Source organism: Candidatus Arsenophonus triatominarum, assembly GCF_001640365.1.
GTDB lineage: Bacteria > Pseudomonadota > Gammaproteobacteria > Enterobacterales > Enterobacteriaceae > Arsenophonus > Arsenophonus triatominarum.
Genome location: NZ_LWMI01000083.1, coordinates 1 through 16,648 on the forward strand (window position 1 = coordinate 1; position 16,648 = coordinate 16,648).

Annotated in this window: 28 protein-coding genes and 2 pseudogenes; 16 read left to right on the forward strand and 14 right to left on the reverse strand. The window is 38.0% G+C overall.

Going from position 1 to position 16,648, the window contains the following annotated elements:
* The 6 genes and pseudogenes from AYJ55_RS23615 to AYJ55_RS23630 form a co-directional block, all read right to left on the reverse strand.
* Window positions 1–223, reverse strand: a 223-nt coding sequence (locus AYJ55_RS23615) for a hypothetical protein (RefSeq protein ID WP_162505856.1), incomplete at its 3' end; no start/stop codon positions are given.
* A 149-nt stretch (window positions 224–372) separates the two neighbouring features.
* A complete protein-coding gene (locus AYJ55_RS31335; protein WP_187153132.1) occupies window positions 373–510 on the reverse strand; it encodes a hypothetical protein in 138 nt (45 codons plus the stop codon).
* Window positions 511–519: 9 nt separating this feature from the next.
* Window positions 520–1,332, reverse strand: coding sequence for an antA/AntB antirepressor family protein (locus AYJ55_RS30225; RefSeq protein ID WP_162505857.1), 813 nt, complete (start codon window positions 1,330–1,332; stop codon window positions 520–522).
* 65 nt (window positions 1,333–1,397) lie between these two features.
* A complete protein-coding gene (locus AYJ55_RS34180) occupies window positions 1,398–1,769 on the reverse strand; it encodes a hypothetical protein (RefSeq protein WP_245677525.1) in 372 nt (123 codons plus the stop codon).
* A gap of 96 nt (window positions 1,770–1,865) precedes the next feature.
* Window positions 1,866–2,156, reverse strand: a pseudogene (locus AYJ55_RS36575) (BRO-N domain-containing protein); the annotation flags it as partial.
* Between the two features lie 324 nt (window positions 2,157–2,480).
* A complete protein-coding gene (locus AYJ55_RS23630; RefSeq protein WP_063657639.1) occupies window positions 2,481–2,951 on the reverse strand; it encodes a KilA-N domain-containing protein in 471 nt (156 codons plus the stop codon).
* A gap of 101 nt (window positions 2,952–3,052) precedes the next feature.
* On the opposite strand from AYJ55_RS23630, the gene AYJ55_RS23635 reads away from it, so the two are divergent.
* Entirely contained in the window at window positions 3,053–3,445 is a 393-nt protein-coding gene (locus AYJ55_RS23635; RefSeq protein WP_063657638.1) for a hypothetical protein, read from the forward strand.
* A 16-nt stretch (window positions 3,446–3,461) separates the two neighbouring features.
* On the opposite strand, the gene AYJ55_RS23640 is transcribed toward AYJ55_RS23635, so the two are convergent.
* The 6 genes from AYJ55_RS23640 to AYJ55_RS23670 all read right to left on the reverse strand — a co-directional run bounded on the left by AYJ55_RS23640 (window position 3,462) and on the right by AYJ55_RS23670 (window position 7,207).
* Window positions 3,462–3,719, reverse strand: coding sequence for a hypothetical protein (locus AYJ55_RS23640; RefSeq protein WP_063658154.1), 258 nt, complete (start codon window positions 3,717–3,719; stop codon window positions 3,462–3,464).
* Window positions 3,720–4,000: 281 nt separating this feature from the next.
* Complete coding sequence (locus AYJ55_RS23645; RefSeq protein WP_063653599.1) at window positions 4,001–4,750, reverse strand: PP2C family protein-serine/threonine phosphatase; 750 nt, start codon at window positions 4,748–4,750, stop codon at window positions 4,001–4,003.
* The gene (locus AYJ55_RS23650; protein WP_063653597.1) at window positions 4,747–5,514 is read right to left on the reverse strand and encodes a serine/threonine-protein kinase; all 768 of its coding nucleotides are present in this window, start codon (window positions 5,512–5,514) and stop codon (window positions 4,747–4,749) included. Before AYJ55_RS23650 ends, AYJ55_RS23645 begins: the two co-directional genes overlap by 4 nt.
* Window positions 5,515–5,594: 80 nt before the next feature.
* Entirely contained in the window at window positions 5,595–5,798 is a 204-nt protein-coding gene (locus AYJ55_RS36695) for a hypothetical protein (protein ID WP_063653595.1), read from the reverse strand.
* Complete coding sequence (locus AYJ55_RS36700; RefSeq protein ID WP_063653593.1) at window positions 5,791–6,132, reverse strand: transcriptional antitermination N peptide; 342 nt, start codon at window positions 6,130–6,132, stop codon at window positions 5,791–5,793. The genes AYJ55_RS36695 and AYJ55_RS36700 overlap by 8 nt, the downstream gene beginning before the upstream one ends.
* A gap of 445 nt (window positions 6,133–6,577) precedes the next feature.
* Complete coding sequence (locus tag AYJ55_RS23670; protein WP_063658163.1) at window positions 6,578–7,207, reverse strand: LexA family protein; 630 nt, start codon at window positions 7,205–7,207, stop codon at window positions 6,578–6,580.
* A gap of 84 nt (window positions 7,208–7,291) precedes the next feature.
* Here AYJ55_RS23670 and AYJ55_RS23675 point away from each other — a divergent pair, with 84 nt between their 5' ends.
* Entirely contained in the window at window positions 7,292–7,522 is a 231-nt protein-coding gene (locus AYJ55_RS23675) for a Cro/CI family transcriptional regulator (RefSeq protein ID WP_245677557.1), read from the forward strand.
* Window positions 7,523–7,682: 160 nt separating this feature from the next.
* Here the strand turns inward: AYJ55_RS23675 and AYJ55_RS23680 are convergent, their stop codons facing one another.
* Window positions 7,683–7,925, reverse strand: coding sequence for a hypothetical protein (locus tag AYJ55_RS23680; RefSeq protein WP_063656463.1), 243 nt, complete (start codon window positions 7,923–7,925; stop codon window positions 7,683–7,685).
* Between the two features lie 271 nt (window positions 7,926–8,196).
* Window positions 8,197–8,559 (reverse strand): hypothetical protein, encoded by a 363-nt coding sequence (locus tag AYJ55_RS31345; protein ID WP_187153303.1) that lies wholly within the window; start codon window positions 8,557–8,559, stop codon window positions 8,197–8,199.
* A gap of 95 nt (window positions 8,560–8,654) precedes the next feature.
* Here AYJ55_RS31345 and AYJ55_RS23690 point away from each other — a divergent pair, with 95 nt between their 5' ends.
* The 14 genes and pseudogenes from AYJ55_RS23690 (at window position 8,655) to AYJ55_RS23750 (ending at window position 16,607) form a co-directional block, all read left to right on the forward strand.
* Entirely contained in the window at window positions 8,655–8,882 is a 228-nt protein-coding gene (locus AYJ55_RS23690; RefSeq protein ID WP_063657393.1) for a transcriptional regulator, read from the forward strand.
* Window positions 8,883–9,061: 179 nt separating this feature from the next.
* Window positions 9,062–9,433: a hypothetical protein gene (locus AYJ55_RS23695; RefSeq protein WP_063658157.1), complete on the forward strand. Its 372-nt coding sequence runs from the start codon at window positions 9,062–9,064 to the stop codon at window positions 9,431–9,433.
* Between the two features lie 239 nt (window positions 9,434–9,672).
* Window positions 9,673–10,698: a hypothetical protein gene (locus AYJ55_RS23700; RefSeq protein ID WP_063657771.1), complete on the forward strand. Its 1,026-nt coding sequence runs from the start codon at window positions 9,673–9,675 to the stop codon at window positions 10,696–10,698.
* Window position 10,699: 1 nt separating this feature from the next.
* On the forward strand, window positions 10,700–11,551 hold the full coding sequence (locus tag AYJ55_RS23705) for an ATP-binding protein (protein WP_063657770.1): 852 nt from the start codon (window positions 10,700–10,702) through the stop codon (window positions 11,549–11,551).
* Between the two features lie 33 nt (window positions 11,552–11,584).
* A complete protein-coding gene (locus AYJ55_RS23710; protein WP_063657391.1) occupies window positions 11,585–11,830 on the forward strand; it encodes a DUF1187 family protein in 246 nt (81 codons plus the stop codon).
* 19 nt (window positions 11,831–11,849) lie between these two features.
* Window positions 11,850–12,785 (forward strand): hypothetical protein, encoded by a 936-nt coding sequence (locus AYJ55_RS23715; protein WP_063658158.1) that lies wholly within the window; start codon window positions 11,850–11,852, stop codon window positions 12,783–12,785.
* A gap of 221 nt (window positions 12,786–13,006) precedes the next feature.
* The gene (locus AYJ55_RS34185) at window positions 13,007–13,141 is read left to right on the forward strand and encodes a RusA family crossover junction endodeoxyribonuclease (protein WP_245677558.1); all 135 of its coding nucleotides are present in this window, start codon (window positions 13,007–13,009) and stop codon (window positions 13,139–13,141) included.
* Window positions 13,142–13,209: 68 nt separating this feature from the next.
* Window positions 13,210–13,557, forward strand: coding sequence for an antiterminator Q family protein (locus AYJ55_RS23725; RefSeq protein ID WP_063658159.1), 348 nt, complete (start codon window positions 13,210–13,212; stop codon window positions 13,555–13,557).
* A gap of 238 nt (window positions 13,558–13,795) precedes the next feature.
* Window positions 13,796–14,590, forward strand: coding sequence for an ORF6N domain-containing protein (locus AYJ55_RS23730; RefSeq protein ID WP_063658160.1), 795 nt, complete (start codon window positions 13,796–13,798; stop codon window positions 14,588–14,590).
* A 360-nt stretch (window positions 14,591–14,950) separates the two neighbouring features.
* Complete coding sequence (locus AYJ55_RS23735) at window positions 14,951–15,187, forward strand: phage holin family protein (RefSeq protein WP_245677223.1); 237 nt, start codon at window positions 14,951–14,953, stop codon at window positions 15,185–15,187.
* A 22-nt stretch (window positions 15,188–15,209) separates the two neighbouring features.
* Window positions 15,210–15,631: pseudogene (locus tag AYJ55_RS23740) on the forward strand (lysozyme).
* A complete protein-coding gene (locus tag AYJ55_RS23745) occupies window positions 15,598–15,948 on the forward strand; it encodes a lysis system i-spanin subunit Rz (RefSeq protein WP_162505859.1) in 351 nt (116 codons plus the stop codon). Before AYJ55_RS23740 ends, AYJ55_RS23745 begins: the two are co-directional and overlap by 34 nt.
* Entirely contained in the window at window positions 15,923–16,057 is a 135-nt protein-coding gene (locus AYJ55_RS36580; protein WP_425393846.1) for a lysis system i-spanin subunit Rz, read from the forward strand. The genes AYJ55_RS23745 and AYJ55_RS36580 overlap by 26 nt, the downstream gene beginning before the upstream one ends.
* 169 nt (window positions 16,058–16,226) lie before the next feature.
* A complete protein-coding gene (locus AYJ55_RS23750) occupies window positions 16,227–16,607 on the forward strand; it encodes a BRO family protein (RefSeq protein WP_063658162.1) in 381 nt (126 codons plus the stop codon).
* Window positions 16,608–16,648 lie beyond the last annotated feature (41 nt).

Here is a 16,648-nt window from a genome sequence, read left to right on the forward strand (position 1 = left end):
GAAGTGCTTTGTACTGATGGATGTTCTCATTTTTGAAATGGTTAAACAGCGCCTTCCAGATATCGTCAAAATCCTCAATACTGAGTTTTCGCATCACTGAGGAAGGTAGGCAGTCATAAACAGGCTGGACAAGTTCGCTGATTTCGTCGTCCAGCCTGTCTTCCCAATAAGCAATTTCTTGCTGTTGTTCGTACCAGTAATCTTGCATGGCGTAAGGGTTCATTTGACCTCCTCGAACTGAAATAGCATCCTGTTTTTTCTGGTTTTAATCTCCGCGACTAATAACTCGATTTCATTTTGTGAAAAAGGACGAATCCAGTAGCAGAGTGATAATTTTTTCTTTAAGATGGCGTTTTTGTCGCCTTTTCAGATTTAAGGGGCATGATGATTTTTTCCATAAGCTTTTAGTTGCAGTGATAAAGCGATTAGCCATATATCTTGTCGTTGGGTATCAATCGCTAACTTTGCTGCCTGTCTTGCCAGCGCTAGCAGGATGTTGTCTTTGTTCATCGTTACCCCTTATGCCACCTGACTATATTTGTCGTGAGTGAATTCGCCGTTCCAGTCTTTCTTCATCGGTAGCTTACTTTTGAGGTATTGGTTATATAGCCATGAAGCCCCCTTTTTTAGCAGAACGATTTTATAACACTGGCGTTTCCCGTAATCGTTTGTCATGATGAAGGGTGATTCGGTTAGATAGGTATCTCTCGCATAAGAATGAACACGCCAGACATGAGCCTTGCTGATATCCTTTTCTGCATCGTAGAGAAAATGACGCGATTCCAGAAAAAGGTTGACCTGGTTAATATTTACGCCATTAAGCTGCTTGCAGAATTGAACAGGTGTCATACCAATCTGAAACAGGTTTTTTAGGCTATCGATTTCGGTTTCAAGCTGTTGAACCTGTACCCCTAACAGTTGAACTTTTTTATGCTGCTCAGCCCATGCAATGGCTGATTCAGCAGGGTCAAGGAAATTAGGTAAGCCTAAAGTTGTTGGGTTATTGGGTAATTGTGATTGTAAAATTCGTCTTTCGCATTCAATGAAGTACTGTCTGGCCTGTTTACCTTTTTCATTGCGCTCAACCATTGATAGCTCTTTTGCCATATCGAGTGAAATGTGATAGTCAACTCTTGAGCCACCGCCTACTAAATTTTTAGTAAGCGTTATAAAATCTAAGTTTTCTATGAAGTTATATTCTCTAATCCGATTTTTTATCCAGTCATTAAATCTGGATTTAATCTCTAAAAACGCATGTAAATCACGGGCATTAACAGTTTGGATTAATCCGCCGTTAATGTTTTTTGTTTCGATATTTATTAAATTTTGCATAAGGGTATCCTTCAATAGTTAAATTGATGAATGATTGCCCCTGTAAAAAGGGGCGTTAAGATTATTTAGTTACGTTGGAGGAAGCGATTAACGTTCGCTTGTTGCCATTTTTCAAGGGATTGTGTCATGACGCTATCATGTTCGTGAGTACTGGCTTCTAACAGTTGCTGCATTTCACGAAGGACGATCTCGACATTTTCCTTATGGCGGAGTAGACGACGAATGGCTTGTTTTTCAGCATCGAAGATAGCTGATTTGAGCGTGTCAGTAATGCCGTAAATCCGTCGGCATTCTTCTGCAATTATTGCGATTTGATTAACCTCGAAGTGCTGAGGCGATACGATTCCTGTCGCATGACGTAGCGCATACCAGATACCTTGCGTCCATGCCCTCTCAAATCTAAATCCATTCGCCATGCTCCAGACAAGATGAGCCAAATTGCGAGTATCGTTATCATTTAAGAGTTCTGGTGCTTCGGGTCTGGGCTGAGGATGCTCATATTTGCCAGTTTTTCGGATAGACGGTAAAACTTCATTAAATACCCAATCTTGAAATTGTTTTGCTTCCAGCTTATTGCTACGGAAAATAACACGATAAAGATTAGGTTCGTTTACAAAGGCAAATTGCCGTCTCTGCCCATCTGACCTAAGGTAGATTTTTTCTACCCCAGCTTTATCTAACTGTTTTGAAAGCAAATCACTTGAGTTTATGACTGTCAAAGCTTTACAAACATCATTAAGGCAGAACCATGGTTCAGAATTAATAATCTGTACACGCACATCGTAGATATTGTTAAAATAAAATGATCTGAGTTGAGTATTCATTTTTACATCCTATATCAATTGTTCAATATCACCCATTGTTCGGATGGGCGGTCGGGTACTTGAACACCGGATATAGACGGCCAACAGTTTTCCCCAATAGGGTGTTGTATATACTGTTCGCTACCCGACCATAACAATCTATGGACGTAAAAAAACCGCATTACTTTCGGGAGCGGTATCCGCTATATCAAAAGGTGTGTTCAGCACTTAATATAGAATATAGCGCATGATTTCTTCTTTCGTCAATGGGTATTTAAAATGTCAATGTTTTACTATGCTGCTGTAATCCCGTTCACCATCACGCTTAGCAATCGTGGGAATTGGTTATCGTAGAATATTTTCTATGCCTATGTACTGACCCAATTTATTTGTCGCGTTAATTATTTCAGAAGGCTTGAGCTTCAGCTCTGTTTTTGCAAAATCCAGTAATATAAGTCCCGCATTAATCTTATCGGTAAACTCTTGTTGATGAGTTATTACGTTATAATTACAAGCGGTTGTTGCTCTATTTTTTTCTATAATTGTTTCTTTTTTGAGCCACGTAGCGTAACGGATAGCTAATGTTTCTACAGCCCAAATTCCTGATTCAATACCACCATGCATTATTTGTACTGAATTTTTACCTAAGATTTTTATTACTTTAGAAATACCTTTACTTTTAATAAAAGCAGATGGCCGCTGAGACTCAGTTGCTTTACCTTGTGCAACTGCCACACGGTGTAAATCATTCAGACAATAACGCCCGAAAGCATCTTGACGGACAACGGTATTTTCAATAACAACTAATTTAGACATAAAAATATTTCTCCGTAATGAAACGAATTAAGGTATTAACGTGAAAGATTTTGCAGATTGAACCCTAAACCCGTTATACTTACCAAAAAGGAGGATTCCCTATGGGTCAGGTTGCATTTGATACACTACAAGCATCTGAAGAGCTTCAAACGGCTGGACTTACTAGTCAGCAAGCTAAAGCTATTTCACTTGTTGTACGTAGATCGCATGAAGTTGCGGATGTAGCGACCAAAGCTGATATTGTTGAGGTAAATCGCAATATTGCTGATGTTCGTAAAGACTTATCTGCTGAAATAGCTGATGTTCGCAAAGATATGGCTGCTCGTTTTGAGAAGAACGAAGCTCAGATACAAGCACGTTTTGAAAAAACTGACGCTCAGATAGCCTTAATTCGTAAGGATGTTGAACATATTGCTACAGGACTACTTTTAAAGCTGGGTAGTGTGATAGTTTTGACTATCGGTGCTGCAACAGCAATACTCAAATTCTTCTAGTCCCTATGTTGCAGGTTCAAGTCCTGCATAGCCCACCAATTTCACAATGTATCTTCATTAGTCTTCGCTTCTCTCTTTTTAAATAATCATTTTCCTTTGTTAAGCATTGTATGATTGTTTTAAAAGTGCGTGTTTCCATGTCGTCGTCATTCCATATATCAATGCTGCTTAAGTATTTTGCATCGCTCAAATGACGACTACCATTAGTAATCCCAACCAGATTACCCATATTGGGATGCTTTGCCGTTACAATGCGTGGATTGTCCAGTCTCATTATCTGTACTCCTTGTTAACATTTGCTGAAAAGTTAGGATGCATGCCGAGTGCCTCTCGGTGTCCGATTACAGTCATCACGGACGGGTTAACGCAATCAAACTATATTTAGCTATTTGAAAGATAATTTATAGTCTTGACTGTCCCACGAGCGCAGAGCCGCATTCACACATCCTTAAATTGATTATGGGTTAAAAATAATACAAGTTTATTAATTACCCTGATTTAATTTTAACCTCACTATAAATAGGGAGGATATTTTGTGTAATATACGATAAGTGATTAAGCGAGCTGTGATTTGGGCAGGAAAGTTACTGCAATTAGAGAATAATCATCAATACTAGTATTTTTATTTATTCTTCTTTGTAAGCTGGAAGCAAAACGTATAGGATTTTTTAGTGTTTCGATAGAGAATCTGGGGCGCTTTTCCCAAAAATGATGGGCACCATCTGACATGATGTACAAATTCAAAAGCCCATTATGTTCAGTAAGTTCAGAAACTGGATAGCATAGCTTCTGGTATTGAAGCTCAACGATTCTTGATATAGCCGTTGTGAGTTTATTTTTTCCTTTAATATTTTTTAACTCTTTTTTTGTAAATATTTTTTCATCTAATAGATTTTGATGTACTGTATGGTCTTTAGATAATTGGATTAGTTTATTTTTATTTTTTACATAAATTCTTGTATCACCAATATGCCCTATGTGGACACTATCGTTGTTAACATAACAAAAAGTTAGGGTTGTTGCGGAACGATATAAATCAGGGTTTTCATCTGAAATTTTAAAAATCTCATCCTTAATAATGCTGAATATAGAATCTATATTTATATCATGGTCTAAAACCATTTTTGATAGGTAATTAATAGCTATTTGAGAGGCTAATTTAGCACCATTATATGAACCCACACCGTCAGCTATGGCAAAGATGTAACCATTACCTATTTTTGATGGAGGTAAAATAGAATCCTGATTTTCCTTAGTATCGTCTTTACCATAGGAGAAGAAACCACAATTTAACAGCTCTATCATTCCTCTCTCCTTTCAATCACTTTGTTAAAGCCAACTAACATTTCTGAAACAGATTGGTACCTATCTTTACGTCTTAGATTAGTACTCTTACGTATAATGTCATCAACACCGTCAATAGCTGAAATATCCATTTCTTCCATTATAACTCCTAGTGCGTAGATATCTGACTGTATACTATATTCTCCCCTCTTCGCCTCAGGTGACATATACTCTACAGTTCCTAACGCAATTTGAATGTTTGTTAATATCTCTGATTCAGATTCGTTATTTGAGTTTTTTATTAGACCAAAATCTGATACTTTATAAACATCATTGTTAAATTTTAGAATATTAGCGGGTTTTAGATCTCTGTGAAGATAGCCTTTCTGATGAACATAAATGACTCCCTTTAAGATCATTTTTGTTATTTCCACTTTCTTATTTATATCTAATATATTTTCTGAAAGTTCTTTTCTGAGATCTGTTTGCGAAAGTTCCATGATGAACCAAGGATTGTCGATTTCCATGTGATGCATACATATATAGACAATATTAGAATGTTTACAATTAGCTTGATAAAAAACTTCTCGTTTAAATCTTCTTCTCAATTCATCATGAGTAAATATTGAGCCAACATATTCTTTTTGAACTGATAACGTTTTTCTAGCATATTGCCCAGCTAATTTTCCATTCAAATTGAATAAGTTTATTAATTCAACTTTACCAAAAGTACCATTACCAATTTCTTCAACTGGTTCAATTAAATAGTTACCTTTTCTTTCCATACTTTTAGCCTTTTTTGAGTATGGACATAATTTACTATTAAATTAATGAGTAACCAATTAATTGTTTCAAAATTTCGCAGTTACATGCCCCAGAACACAGATAGGGCGGCGGTGTTTTTGACAATTAACTTATTTCCACATCCAGGGCAGTAGTTCATGTCGTTTTCTTTCGGTCTACCACCCATGAATTGAAATGTAAACCCACAAGATGCTTCCCAAAAATAATCTGAGTCAGTCCAAGACCATTTGCATTCTCTGTGCTCTTTTTCGTCATTATCAAGCATTAGCGGTTACTCCGAAGTTTGATTTAGGTTTATTATTAAACCGTCTGGAAGTATACAAAGCTGCTATAGGCAAACAGCAATTATTAAATGTGTCACACACTTTAGTAGGGCGTATTGAAATTGCTATTTCTACACGGTTCATCATTTTTCTTTTTAGTGAAAGAACAGGGCGTTTAGGATTTGGAGTTGTTAGTTGGTTAGATTTTTTAGATGGGTTTAACGCTGCTTTCAATGCCAAATTAAGCGCTTTGTTATAGTTATAGGCTGCTCGCTTGGCGCTTCTACGCTCATGTCTACGACAGCGAGCATTATCATAACCATGAAAGTTACACATATTACCTCCTGACAATGGGTTTTGGTGGTGTGTGCCGGAGGTATCCGGATTATATTTACAGTCATATTGGTAGTACCCTGGTGTTGGTTTCAACTTTATGGCTGCAATTTGGTTATTTCACACACCCCAAAACCGACTGTTTGGGTGTTTTGTGGTTACGCTTTTTCAGCGAAATGGTGTTAAAGAGCGGTAGTGTTCAACTGTCGTCACTTGCCTTCATGTTCATATGCCTCGGGCTGGCTACTTGGCAACGTCTGGCAAAGTTTCAGATAACTCGTAGTATTGTCTGGCGTTTGCCTGTTGCAGTGAGTTGATATAATCTAGTTTAGATAACAAAACAAAATATGTCAATATATGTTTTATTAACTAAACTTTAGGTAGGCGGTTTATGTTAAAAGAATTTTAGATTTACTTTTTAATTCAGTGAGTTATTAAAAAGAGTGGATTAAACAAGATCAAACTCAATGCGAGTTCCGACACCAATGATACAATCTAAAGTGTCAATCTGGATAGGTCTGTAATTGGGATTTATAGAGACAAGATAATGATTTGGTCCGTCTATAATTAATTTTTTTATTATAATGGCATCAGAACTAGGTAAATGAGCAGCCACTATCAGACCACTGCTAACTTTATATTTAGGATCAATAATTAACAAAGCTCCTTCAGGAAGTGAAACCCCTGATCCAGCTGTGCTTACCATAGAATCTCCTTTAATTTTAACTGCAAAACAGGAATTATTGGTATTAAAAGAAGTTTCTATCCAAGGATTATCATGCATAATACTATCACTCCATGTTACTGCCTGCTCTAGTGATAGTAGTGGTATTTTTTTCATTTTATGATGATAGGGTTTTACTTCATCATTTAACTCACCCTCTAATAACCATTTTTCACTTACGTTAAGGACGTGGGCTAAAGCAGCAACATAATCAGCTGACGGTTTATTCCCACCATTGATCCATTGACTCACTGCTCCCTTAGAGGCTTTAGTCGCTTTCACAATGTCTTTGTGTTTTAGCTTTAATTCTCGCATACGCGAGATAATACGTTCATTAATAGTCATTTTTTTCATGTTTATATTATTAAACATTTTTTGTTTTGAATGTTGATCATTTTTGTTTTGTTGTGTAAACTTCTTGGCGTAACTAAATCTCCGATGGATGGAAATAAGTTCATGCTTAAGAAAAATGTGATTGATTATTTTGGAGGTACGGTTGCCACAGCAACAGTTCTTAATATTTCCAAATCTACAGTTAGTCTTTGGGAAGAAGTTGTCCCTTGGAAATACGCTCTTTTAATTGAAAAATTGACCAAAAAGAACCTAATGCTTGAAGTTGACCTCTATCAAAATAAAACAATAAAAACTCTGAAAAATAATTCGCTTTAATTTTATTAATAGATTGTTTTAAACAACAGCCGCTCTTTAACAACCTGGCCTCCCTGAAATTGGGAGATTATTAAATTCCCAGCCTATCGGGAGGGAAAACTATTATCTGAAACTTATGGATTAAGTGTAGGATAAGATTGCTGCAAAGACTATCAAATTGTCAGGCAACTCTTAATTTAGTGGCTCTTGTCCGTGATATTGCAAAGTTTGATGTGTGAGGAAGTAAAGCCGCATTTTTATGTTTCACTGGTTTACTCTGCCCATAACATTTACGACGTACATCACGAATGATAGCTAATTGATAGTCACTTGCTGTAGGGTGAAATTCCTTAATGTGTTCGTAAGATTTGTTGGGATTGAAACGTTTAGAACATACAGGGCATATAGCAGATGTTTTTTTCATAATATTTTTCCTTAACAAATTAGATGAATAAATAATCGTGTTTGTAATGAAAAATGGGTTTTGCCACTTCGGTACATTGTCTCTTGTGAGATACGCCGTCCGCCCGTGCGTTAGAGTGCGCCGTTCACTTTTTTCAATCGCTGGCTGTTTGCCTTCGATGGAGTAAATTTACCATTTACTAAATTTATATGTCAATCATTTAGTTAATAAAAATTCATAAAAAACTAAAGCAACCTGAACAGGCGCTTTAATTTCAATCAATTATAAGAAGTTATTTTTTGAATTTTTTTACTTTTAGAAGTTCATTGAAGAGTTTATTGTAGTTCATTACTTTTTCTTCGAATAGAGAAAGCATTTTCTCTTTTTCTGAGTCTGGTAATTCACGAAATAACGATAGGAGAGTCTGCTCGCGGCGATCTTGGATAATGATAATTGCATCATTGATTTCTTTAGATGGATTGCTCAAATATCCTATTGGCATCCGATAATCATTTTCGATTCTAGCAGCAGCTTTTTCACCAAAAGAGGACTTTCCATTTATCAACTGTGATAAATAGCTTCTATCTTTTTCAGGTAGTGGTTTATCAGAAAACCATTCTTTAAGGCGTTTTCGCCTGATTTCTTTAATATCCATATACATATTTTGATTAGTAAAAACTAAATAAGCAAACAGTTGCTATATTCGTTAGTATTTGGTAAATTTTAAAAAGTGATTAAAAGGAGAATACTATGAAACTTAAGGAATACCTATCAACCTTAAAGCGAGGAGAGGTAAGGCTATTAGCAGAAAAAATAAATGTTTCTCAATCATTTTTATCACAAATGGCCTCTGGTTTGTGCGCAATATCACCCAAACGATGTGTTGAAATTGAGCTAGCCACCTGTGGCAAAGTATCACGCAAAGATTTACGACCTGATGATTGGCATAAGATCTGGCCAGAGCTAATAGCAGCATAAATTAATCTACATTTCACCGAACGATGCGGTATACCATCGGGCGACCGGATAGCGTCCTGCTAAATGGCTGAAGCGGCAAGACCCACTTAATCACTCACAATCTCACTCTATCTATTATTTTTTCACAAACCTCATAGGACTATCGAGGTAGGGAATTTTATTACTTAAGGATTATAACCATGGAATATTCAAATACTATCAAAATCACCTGCAAACCTGAGCATTTAGAATCTTACTTCTACCAGAAGATGGCATCAGAAGGCGGTAATAACGGGTTTGCTAAATCACTAGGGATTCACCCCTCAACAGCGAGTCGGGATAAAACCAGAATATTTAAACTAGCCTGTCAGGTCGTTTCAGAATACGGCTTGCCTAGGCATGTAGTGAGTGTGCCTGATTCATCGACACAGGAGGTAGTTATCACGAATATCTCAGGTGAAGAGATACGCAAGCTGATAGACATGCTAGAGCATTTGAGATTGCCAAAAAAAGAAGCTTCAAGGTTAAAAAACGATGAAGCTTTTGAGAATTGTAATGAGCTTTGTGTTTGATGAAGAAAGTTTAGTATTTCAAGGAGAAGGGAAACGACGAATTTCCCTTTTTTTCTTTCAATTTCAGCGAGGTCATTATGCCAAGAAATCGCCGATTTATCAATAAAAACCATGAAGAAAAAGCCCATCCAGATAGTCCTGATGGGCTATTGGTTGCTGCATCAAAAAACAAAGATTTTGCCCGTCGGTTAGTATCAAAGTCCTGAAAAAGTTACAAATTCACTAAAAGAGATAAAGTTATGGCAAGAGCAAGAAATATCAAACCTGGTTTTTTCAGCAATGATGATTTAGCTGAGTGCGAACCATTAGCAAGACTTTTGTTCGCGGGATTATGGACGATTGCGGATAGAGAAGGTCGTCTTGAAGATAAGCCCCGTAAAATAAAAGCAATGGTATTACCTTATGATGAAGCGGATTGTGAAAAGTTATTGTCCCAGTTACACAGTAAAAATTTTATCACTCGGTATTCAGTTGATGGGAATGACTACATCCAAATTAATAATTGGAAAAAACATCAAAATCCTCATTGTAAAGAGTCACCCAGTGAAATCCCTGAACAGATTACTCAATTTATTGATAATAAAGCGGCATCAGAAAAGCACCATACTAATACAGTGCAAGAATCTGACAAGCACTTAAAACCTAAAACCCAACAAACGAACGAACAAAATTTAAACACTTCTCATGTTGGTTATAATCAATCGACATTGACTTCTAAACAGGATGAACAGCCAAACAATTTGTCGCCGACTGTTGTTCAGGAACATGATGGATTATTTCAAGCTACTGAAAAACAAGATAAAAAAGAAGAGTACCGTACAAGTACAGTGCAAGCACCATACAAGCACAGTTTTAATCCTGCTGATTCCCTTAACCTGATTCCTGATTCCCTTAACCTGATTCCCTATAACACCCAAGCCGAAAAAATGGCTTGTGAGGATGAAGGGGAAGAAATATCTGCTGATGTTCATTCGATGTCAGAAAAATATGCGTTTGAGGGAAAGGTGATACGCCTGAATCACAAAGACTTCGCTGATTGGCAAAAACTTTACCCCAATCTCGATCTGCCCAGTGAATTACTGAGGCTGGATATTGAATATCAACACGACAAACCGAAGAAATGGTTTATCACCACGAGTCAGAAACTGAATTACCAGAATAAACAGGCTGTAAGAAATCCTGTTCGAAAGGTTTCAGGTATGGTGACTAATTTTTCGCATTTTGATTATGGTCAAACCGAAATTCCATCATGGGCGGAGGTGTAACATGGGTTATCGAACAAAAATCGAATCATTGAAAATTCGGTTGGAAGATACACTTCAAAAACCGAAAGTGATAGAAAATACTGTCGTGCAGGAGATAACTGTCACTTGTGAAAAACACGGAGAATATCAAACTTACAAGCGAAAATTGTTGAGTCTGAGAGGGATGGAAACACAAGGTGAATGTCCTGAATGCCTGAGAGAAAAAATAATAGCGCTAGAGCAGGAGTATCAAGCGGTTGAGCTCAAGCGAGTTCATCAAGAAAAGCTTAATTTACTAAAATTTTTCAATGTTCCGAAACGGTTTGATATGGCTTCACTGGATAACTATGAACCCATCAATAGTTACGCCAGACAGTGTTTAGCTGTTTGTAAGTCCTATGCTGCAAAATGGCCTGAAAGGTTGAAACAAGGCGGAGGATTGGTTATGTGTGGTAAGCCAGGGACAGGAAAAAACCATTTGGCAATTGGAATAGGGAAATCGATTATTGAAAACTTCATGGCTTCGGTCAGGCTGACATCAGCTATTAAAATTGCCCGAAACTTTAAGGCAACATGGGCGAAGGATTCAGAAGAACGTGAGTCAGATGTAATTGAAATGTACGCTTCACCAGACCTGCTTATTATCGACGAGGTGGGTGTCCAATTCGGTAGTGATGTGGAAAAAATGATTTTATTTGAAATTATTAACTGTCGTTATGAAAATTTAAAACCAACGATATTAATTAGTAATTTGCCCAAGGAAGAATTAGCAACCTTTGTTGGCGAGCGAGTTATGGACAGGATGAATGACGGAGGGGGTTGTACACTCACGTTCACTTGGGAAAGCTACCGTTCACGCAGACAAGCCGCTTAGTTTACTGTTAGATTATTCGTATCAGGAAACCCAATGAAATACCAAATCGAAGCAACCATTGTTAAAAATGGCGGCGAACCCGTGTATTGGCAGCACTATAGTGACAAAGCACTATCAGAACAGGATTGCCTGAAAATCTTATCCCAGCCGTCCATGTTTAGAATGCAATTTAAAGAAATTGATTATTACTGGACGGGAGGCAGTGCTGGAAAGCGTGACAAATTGCCAAAAGTGTTAATAGAAAACTTCACCTGTAATCCGCTAAACCCCACCAAATAAAAATCAAATAGGCAAAAATATGAAAATTCAAAGCAGGGAAAATCGCCGTGAAGGATACCTTTGTGTCCAAAGTGAGGACTTCGATATATTTAATCTTCGAAAAGCGGTTACTTCGGGCAACTGGTTAGCCATTAACAACGGTATTTGCACATTAACGGATTTGGGACTAAGACACGATGGCAATGGGTTAGTGTGGCTTAATTCGGGGATTTCCGTTCATGAGGCAGATAGCGATATTGGACTAACAGGTCAGGATAAAAAATCTTATGATTATCATTCAGAGGTGCGCACAACTAATAGATTGAAAAATAATGATTATTATGAATTTGTGCAGCCTAAAGATATTGATAGTTATGCACTGAATATTATTTGCAAAGTTAGCCAGCAATTCACTGAACGTAAAGATGGTTCACCTTTGGTTACCTTCGCGTTGTTGATTGACCAAAAAGCACGGAAAGAAGCCGCTGATAATTGGATATTATACCGTAATCCCAAGCAAGGCGATAAATACACGATTTTTAATAAACATCATCATCGCGCATTAATGAAAATTTATCAAGCTAAAGGCTGGCAAGCTGAACCGCTACGATATATCGGCAACTTAATCCGTAATGACGCAGAATTTAGCAAGCTCATGAAGCGACTGGGTTATATCAAAGTGCGTACCAGAAAGATAACCGGAAAGCTCAATGATTTTTGGATTTATCGATGTAAAGAAAAAACGCTCAAAGAGGTGCGCACAAAAGAAAACATTAAAAACAATAGCTTAACACGATTTGTGCAGTATGCAAAGCAACCAACGAAAGCCTTTAAACATATCCTTGTCGATGGTAAATACCGTTATGTTTATGAAGACCACATCCACTTTTTGACGAAAAAGCGTCAACGAATAGCAGGTAAACAGTTAACCGGTTATACCGCTAAAGGGGTGGAGATGAGAGAGATTAAGCTATGAATGAAAACTTATAACATCACCGTTCCTTTCCCACCTTCTGTCAATCACTACTGGTATCACGCCAAACACAAACACTTCATCACCACAAAAGGCAGATTATACCGTCAGTCGGTAGTCGCTGAAATTCTGCATCAGAAGCTCGGTAAGCGATTATCGCAACGTTTAGGGGTTGAGTAGGGGTCTATCCACCTGACCGTCGCAAGCGAGATTTAGATAACCTGATGAAAGCACCGATTGATGCACTCTGCCATGGTGGTTTGATAATTGATGATTCTCAGATAGATGTGTTGCACGTTGAGCGCAAGGAAATCATTAAGGGCGGAAAACTGGTTATCACCATTTGGGTAATAGCGTAATCAAGATACCAACATTCAACGCAGGGCATTGAGACCATGCCCCTATTCCTGTTTTTGCCGGAGGACAGATGAGTAGACACGTAAAAGATTTACTGGAAGGATGGGGAAACTGGAGCATGAGCCGAATTGGAACCGAATACAAAGGTATGTCTACCATTGCTCCTGTTAAATTCGATGATGACAGACCCTGGCTAAGCGATGAGGAAGGCGAAATAGTTGATAAAGCAGTAGCCGGATTAAAAAAATATGATATCGATGGATATAACATTATTTGCTTACATTATCAGCATCATATTTCATGCCGGATGATAGCTAAAAACTGGAAGAAAAGACCTGACTATATCACCGCTTACATGGGTAGGGCTGAATCCTACATAGCGGGCACTGTTCACACACTCATTAAAGCAACAAATTGACAATATCGTATAGACTATCGTATGCTGAACTTACTACAGCATTCAGCGGTCATCCGCACCCGATAGTTATGCGGCTTTTTTGTGCCTGAAATATGGCAACGCTAATTAATGGCGGGTCGAGAGAGCCTAATACAATACCCAATTTGGGGAATAAGCTCCACCGTCTGAATGCGGTAGTTGAAGCCTGCCACCATACTTAACAGTGGCAAAACGATACTAAACATTCAGGAGTCATGTTATGACTAATCAAAACCCAATTCGAAGTCTTTCAGTTGTTACTTTTAAAAACATTCCTGTTGTTACTACTGAATTGATGGCAGAACTCTATGGGGTAAACCCAAAGTTAGTTCGTCAAAATTATCAACGTAATATTAGCCGCTTTATTGAAGGTAAACATTTTTTCAAGTTAATGGGTTTAGAATTAAAAGAATTTAAAAACCAGACTTCTAAAAGAGGTTTGGATAATATTTCATCAAAAATAAGCCATCTGCTTTTGTGGACAGAGCGCGGAGCTGCTCGTCATGCAAAGATGCTAGAGACAGATCAAGCATGGGAAGTCTTCGAGCAATTAGAAGATTGCTATTTTCATTCAGAAAAAATATTTAATACGTCTAAACACTATCCAGAAGCCAGAGAATTATTAACCGCAGATGACACCTCACACCTTTCTCGTCTCATTTGGACGATGGCTAACGGCTTCCGATTTGAGCGTTCGTGGACGCAAGGCATCTGGTATGCTCTACGTCATGCAACAGGGGTAGAGTCACCCCAAAATTTTGAAGTTAATCAGATACCCATAATCGCAAAAGAATGTGAAAAGATTTATAACTTCACCAATGGTGTTAAAGAAGCGATTTATGAGGCTGAGAAACAGGCCGTAAGGAGAGTGCTCCGTAAACGTGAGGATGCAGACAAGGTATTAGCTGAAATGAAACAATTACTCGAAGAGAGTAAGGAGCATACTCTTGTTCTGGCAGATACACTAACACGCTGGCAACAAGCCGAAATTCAGCAATTTCTACAACGACGTTAAATATTGATCAAATCATTCAGTAAAATGCTTGACTGTCCGTACATCCGTACAGTATTATATGTTATAGTAGCGTATAGCTATTGAGTTAGCGCTTAAACATATATTAGAACCCCACTTTTGTGGGGTTTTTTGTTGTTTCATTGACCTAATAATTATATCTTGTTAACGCACTACTTTTTATAAGCTCGTAGGGTACATATAAGGTAATTAAGGCAGTAGTGCATAGCCCCATGTGAAAGCGTGGGGTTTTTCGTTTACGCCACCGCAATACTCACAAGCCATTAAACATAAATGAGTAAGGCGGTTGGCTCCCCTGTTTAATTTAAAGCAATGGAACCCTCAAAGGTAGGGTATATGCGCATGTCTGAAAAATACTCAACACCTGCCGCCTATCTGTGGGGCATCATGACCACCATCGGGGGAGTCATGACAACGATTTTTGATTTTTTTACCCTTGAGCAGTGGGTAGCTGTGATGGGTATTGTCTGCACGATAGGGACATTTTTTATCAACGTGTACTACCGCAAAAAGGAGTACAAACTCAAGGAGCGTCAGTATGAAGATACCGAAAAAAATATTGATGGCAACGGGCGGTAGTGCGCTGTTTTTAGCCTCAGCGATGATAACGCATTTCGAAGGGCTGAGACTTAAGCCCTATTTTGACGGTGGCGGTATTCTTTCTGTTTGCTACGGGCACACAGGCAAGGATATTGTGCGTAACCGGATGTACACGCAAGAAGACTGCGATAAGTGGCTTAATGACGATTTAAAAGCCGTTAAGCGTTATGTTGACCCGTTGATTAAGGTCAATATCAACACGCTAACACAGGCAGCCCTTTACTCATTTGCTTATAACGTGGGCGTGGGTAATTTTGCAAATCGACCTTGTTCAAAAAGCTCAACAACAATGACCGAAAAGGGGCATGTGATGAGATGAAGCGGTGGGTTTATGTGAAAGGCGAAGTTTGGAAAGGGCTAATTACCCGTCGGGAAATTGAGAGCGTAATATGTTATGGCGACCTTACTCATTTATCGGAGTGATTATTGCAGGGTTAATTCTCTCACTTATTTTTATCAACTACCGTTATCAAACCATCAGGCAAAACTACCAAACATTAAAACAGCAATATCACGCACAAATTGAAGCCGTGAAACGGCAACAGCAAAAAATCGATACCTTACATCAACTCAATATTCAACACACCGAGGAACTGAATAATGCCAAAACAGAGCTTGATAAGCTGCATGATGCTGTTCGTGCTGGTAACAAGTGGTTGCGCCTCAACGCCGTGTGTCGTACATCCAAAACCGCTACCCCCCAGAGCCGACATGATGAAGCCACCCCCACAACTTGGTGAGGCAGCTCGAGAAGATTATTTCCGTCTCAGAGCGATGATAGCTGAGAACGAAAAGCAGACGGAATATCTGCAAAGAATATATCAAAACACAGTGTCAATGAATCGGTAATTGACACGTTCAAATCTTAACAAATCTAGCGTGCCACATACGCAACTAATCCAAACATCGAACCCGTTATTTAGGAATGAGCCTTTGAGGTAATCAGTTTTGCTGATGTCACTTCGATGGGCTGATTTCCTATGTGGCAAAGGTTCATTACCTAAGTAAGGAAGACATCATGAATAGTGTATTAACATTTAAAACCCACAATATTGCTCCTTTTAATAATGGAGATAATAAGATATGGCTCACAGGTGAACATTTAGCAAAATTACTTGAATATAAAGACAGCAAAAAAGTCGCTAATCTTTATAACAGACATAAAGACGAATTTACTGCCAGTATGAGTGTTGTAGCCAAAGTGAGGACCTCGGATAAATCAACGAGTTACAATAAATTTGTATCCGATGTAAGATTATATTCCCTGCGTGGAGCTTATCTTATTGGTATGTTTTCACGAACAAAAGTAGCAAAAGATTTAAGAATATGGCTACTAGATTTGGTTGAAAAAGAATCAAATGTTGAAGTTGGCGTTCTTGACATAATAGACATTAACTGAACTTACTGGACAAAAATACATGACTCAATAGCTATGTTTGA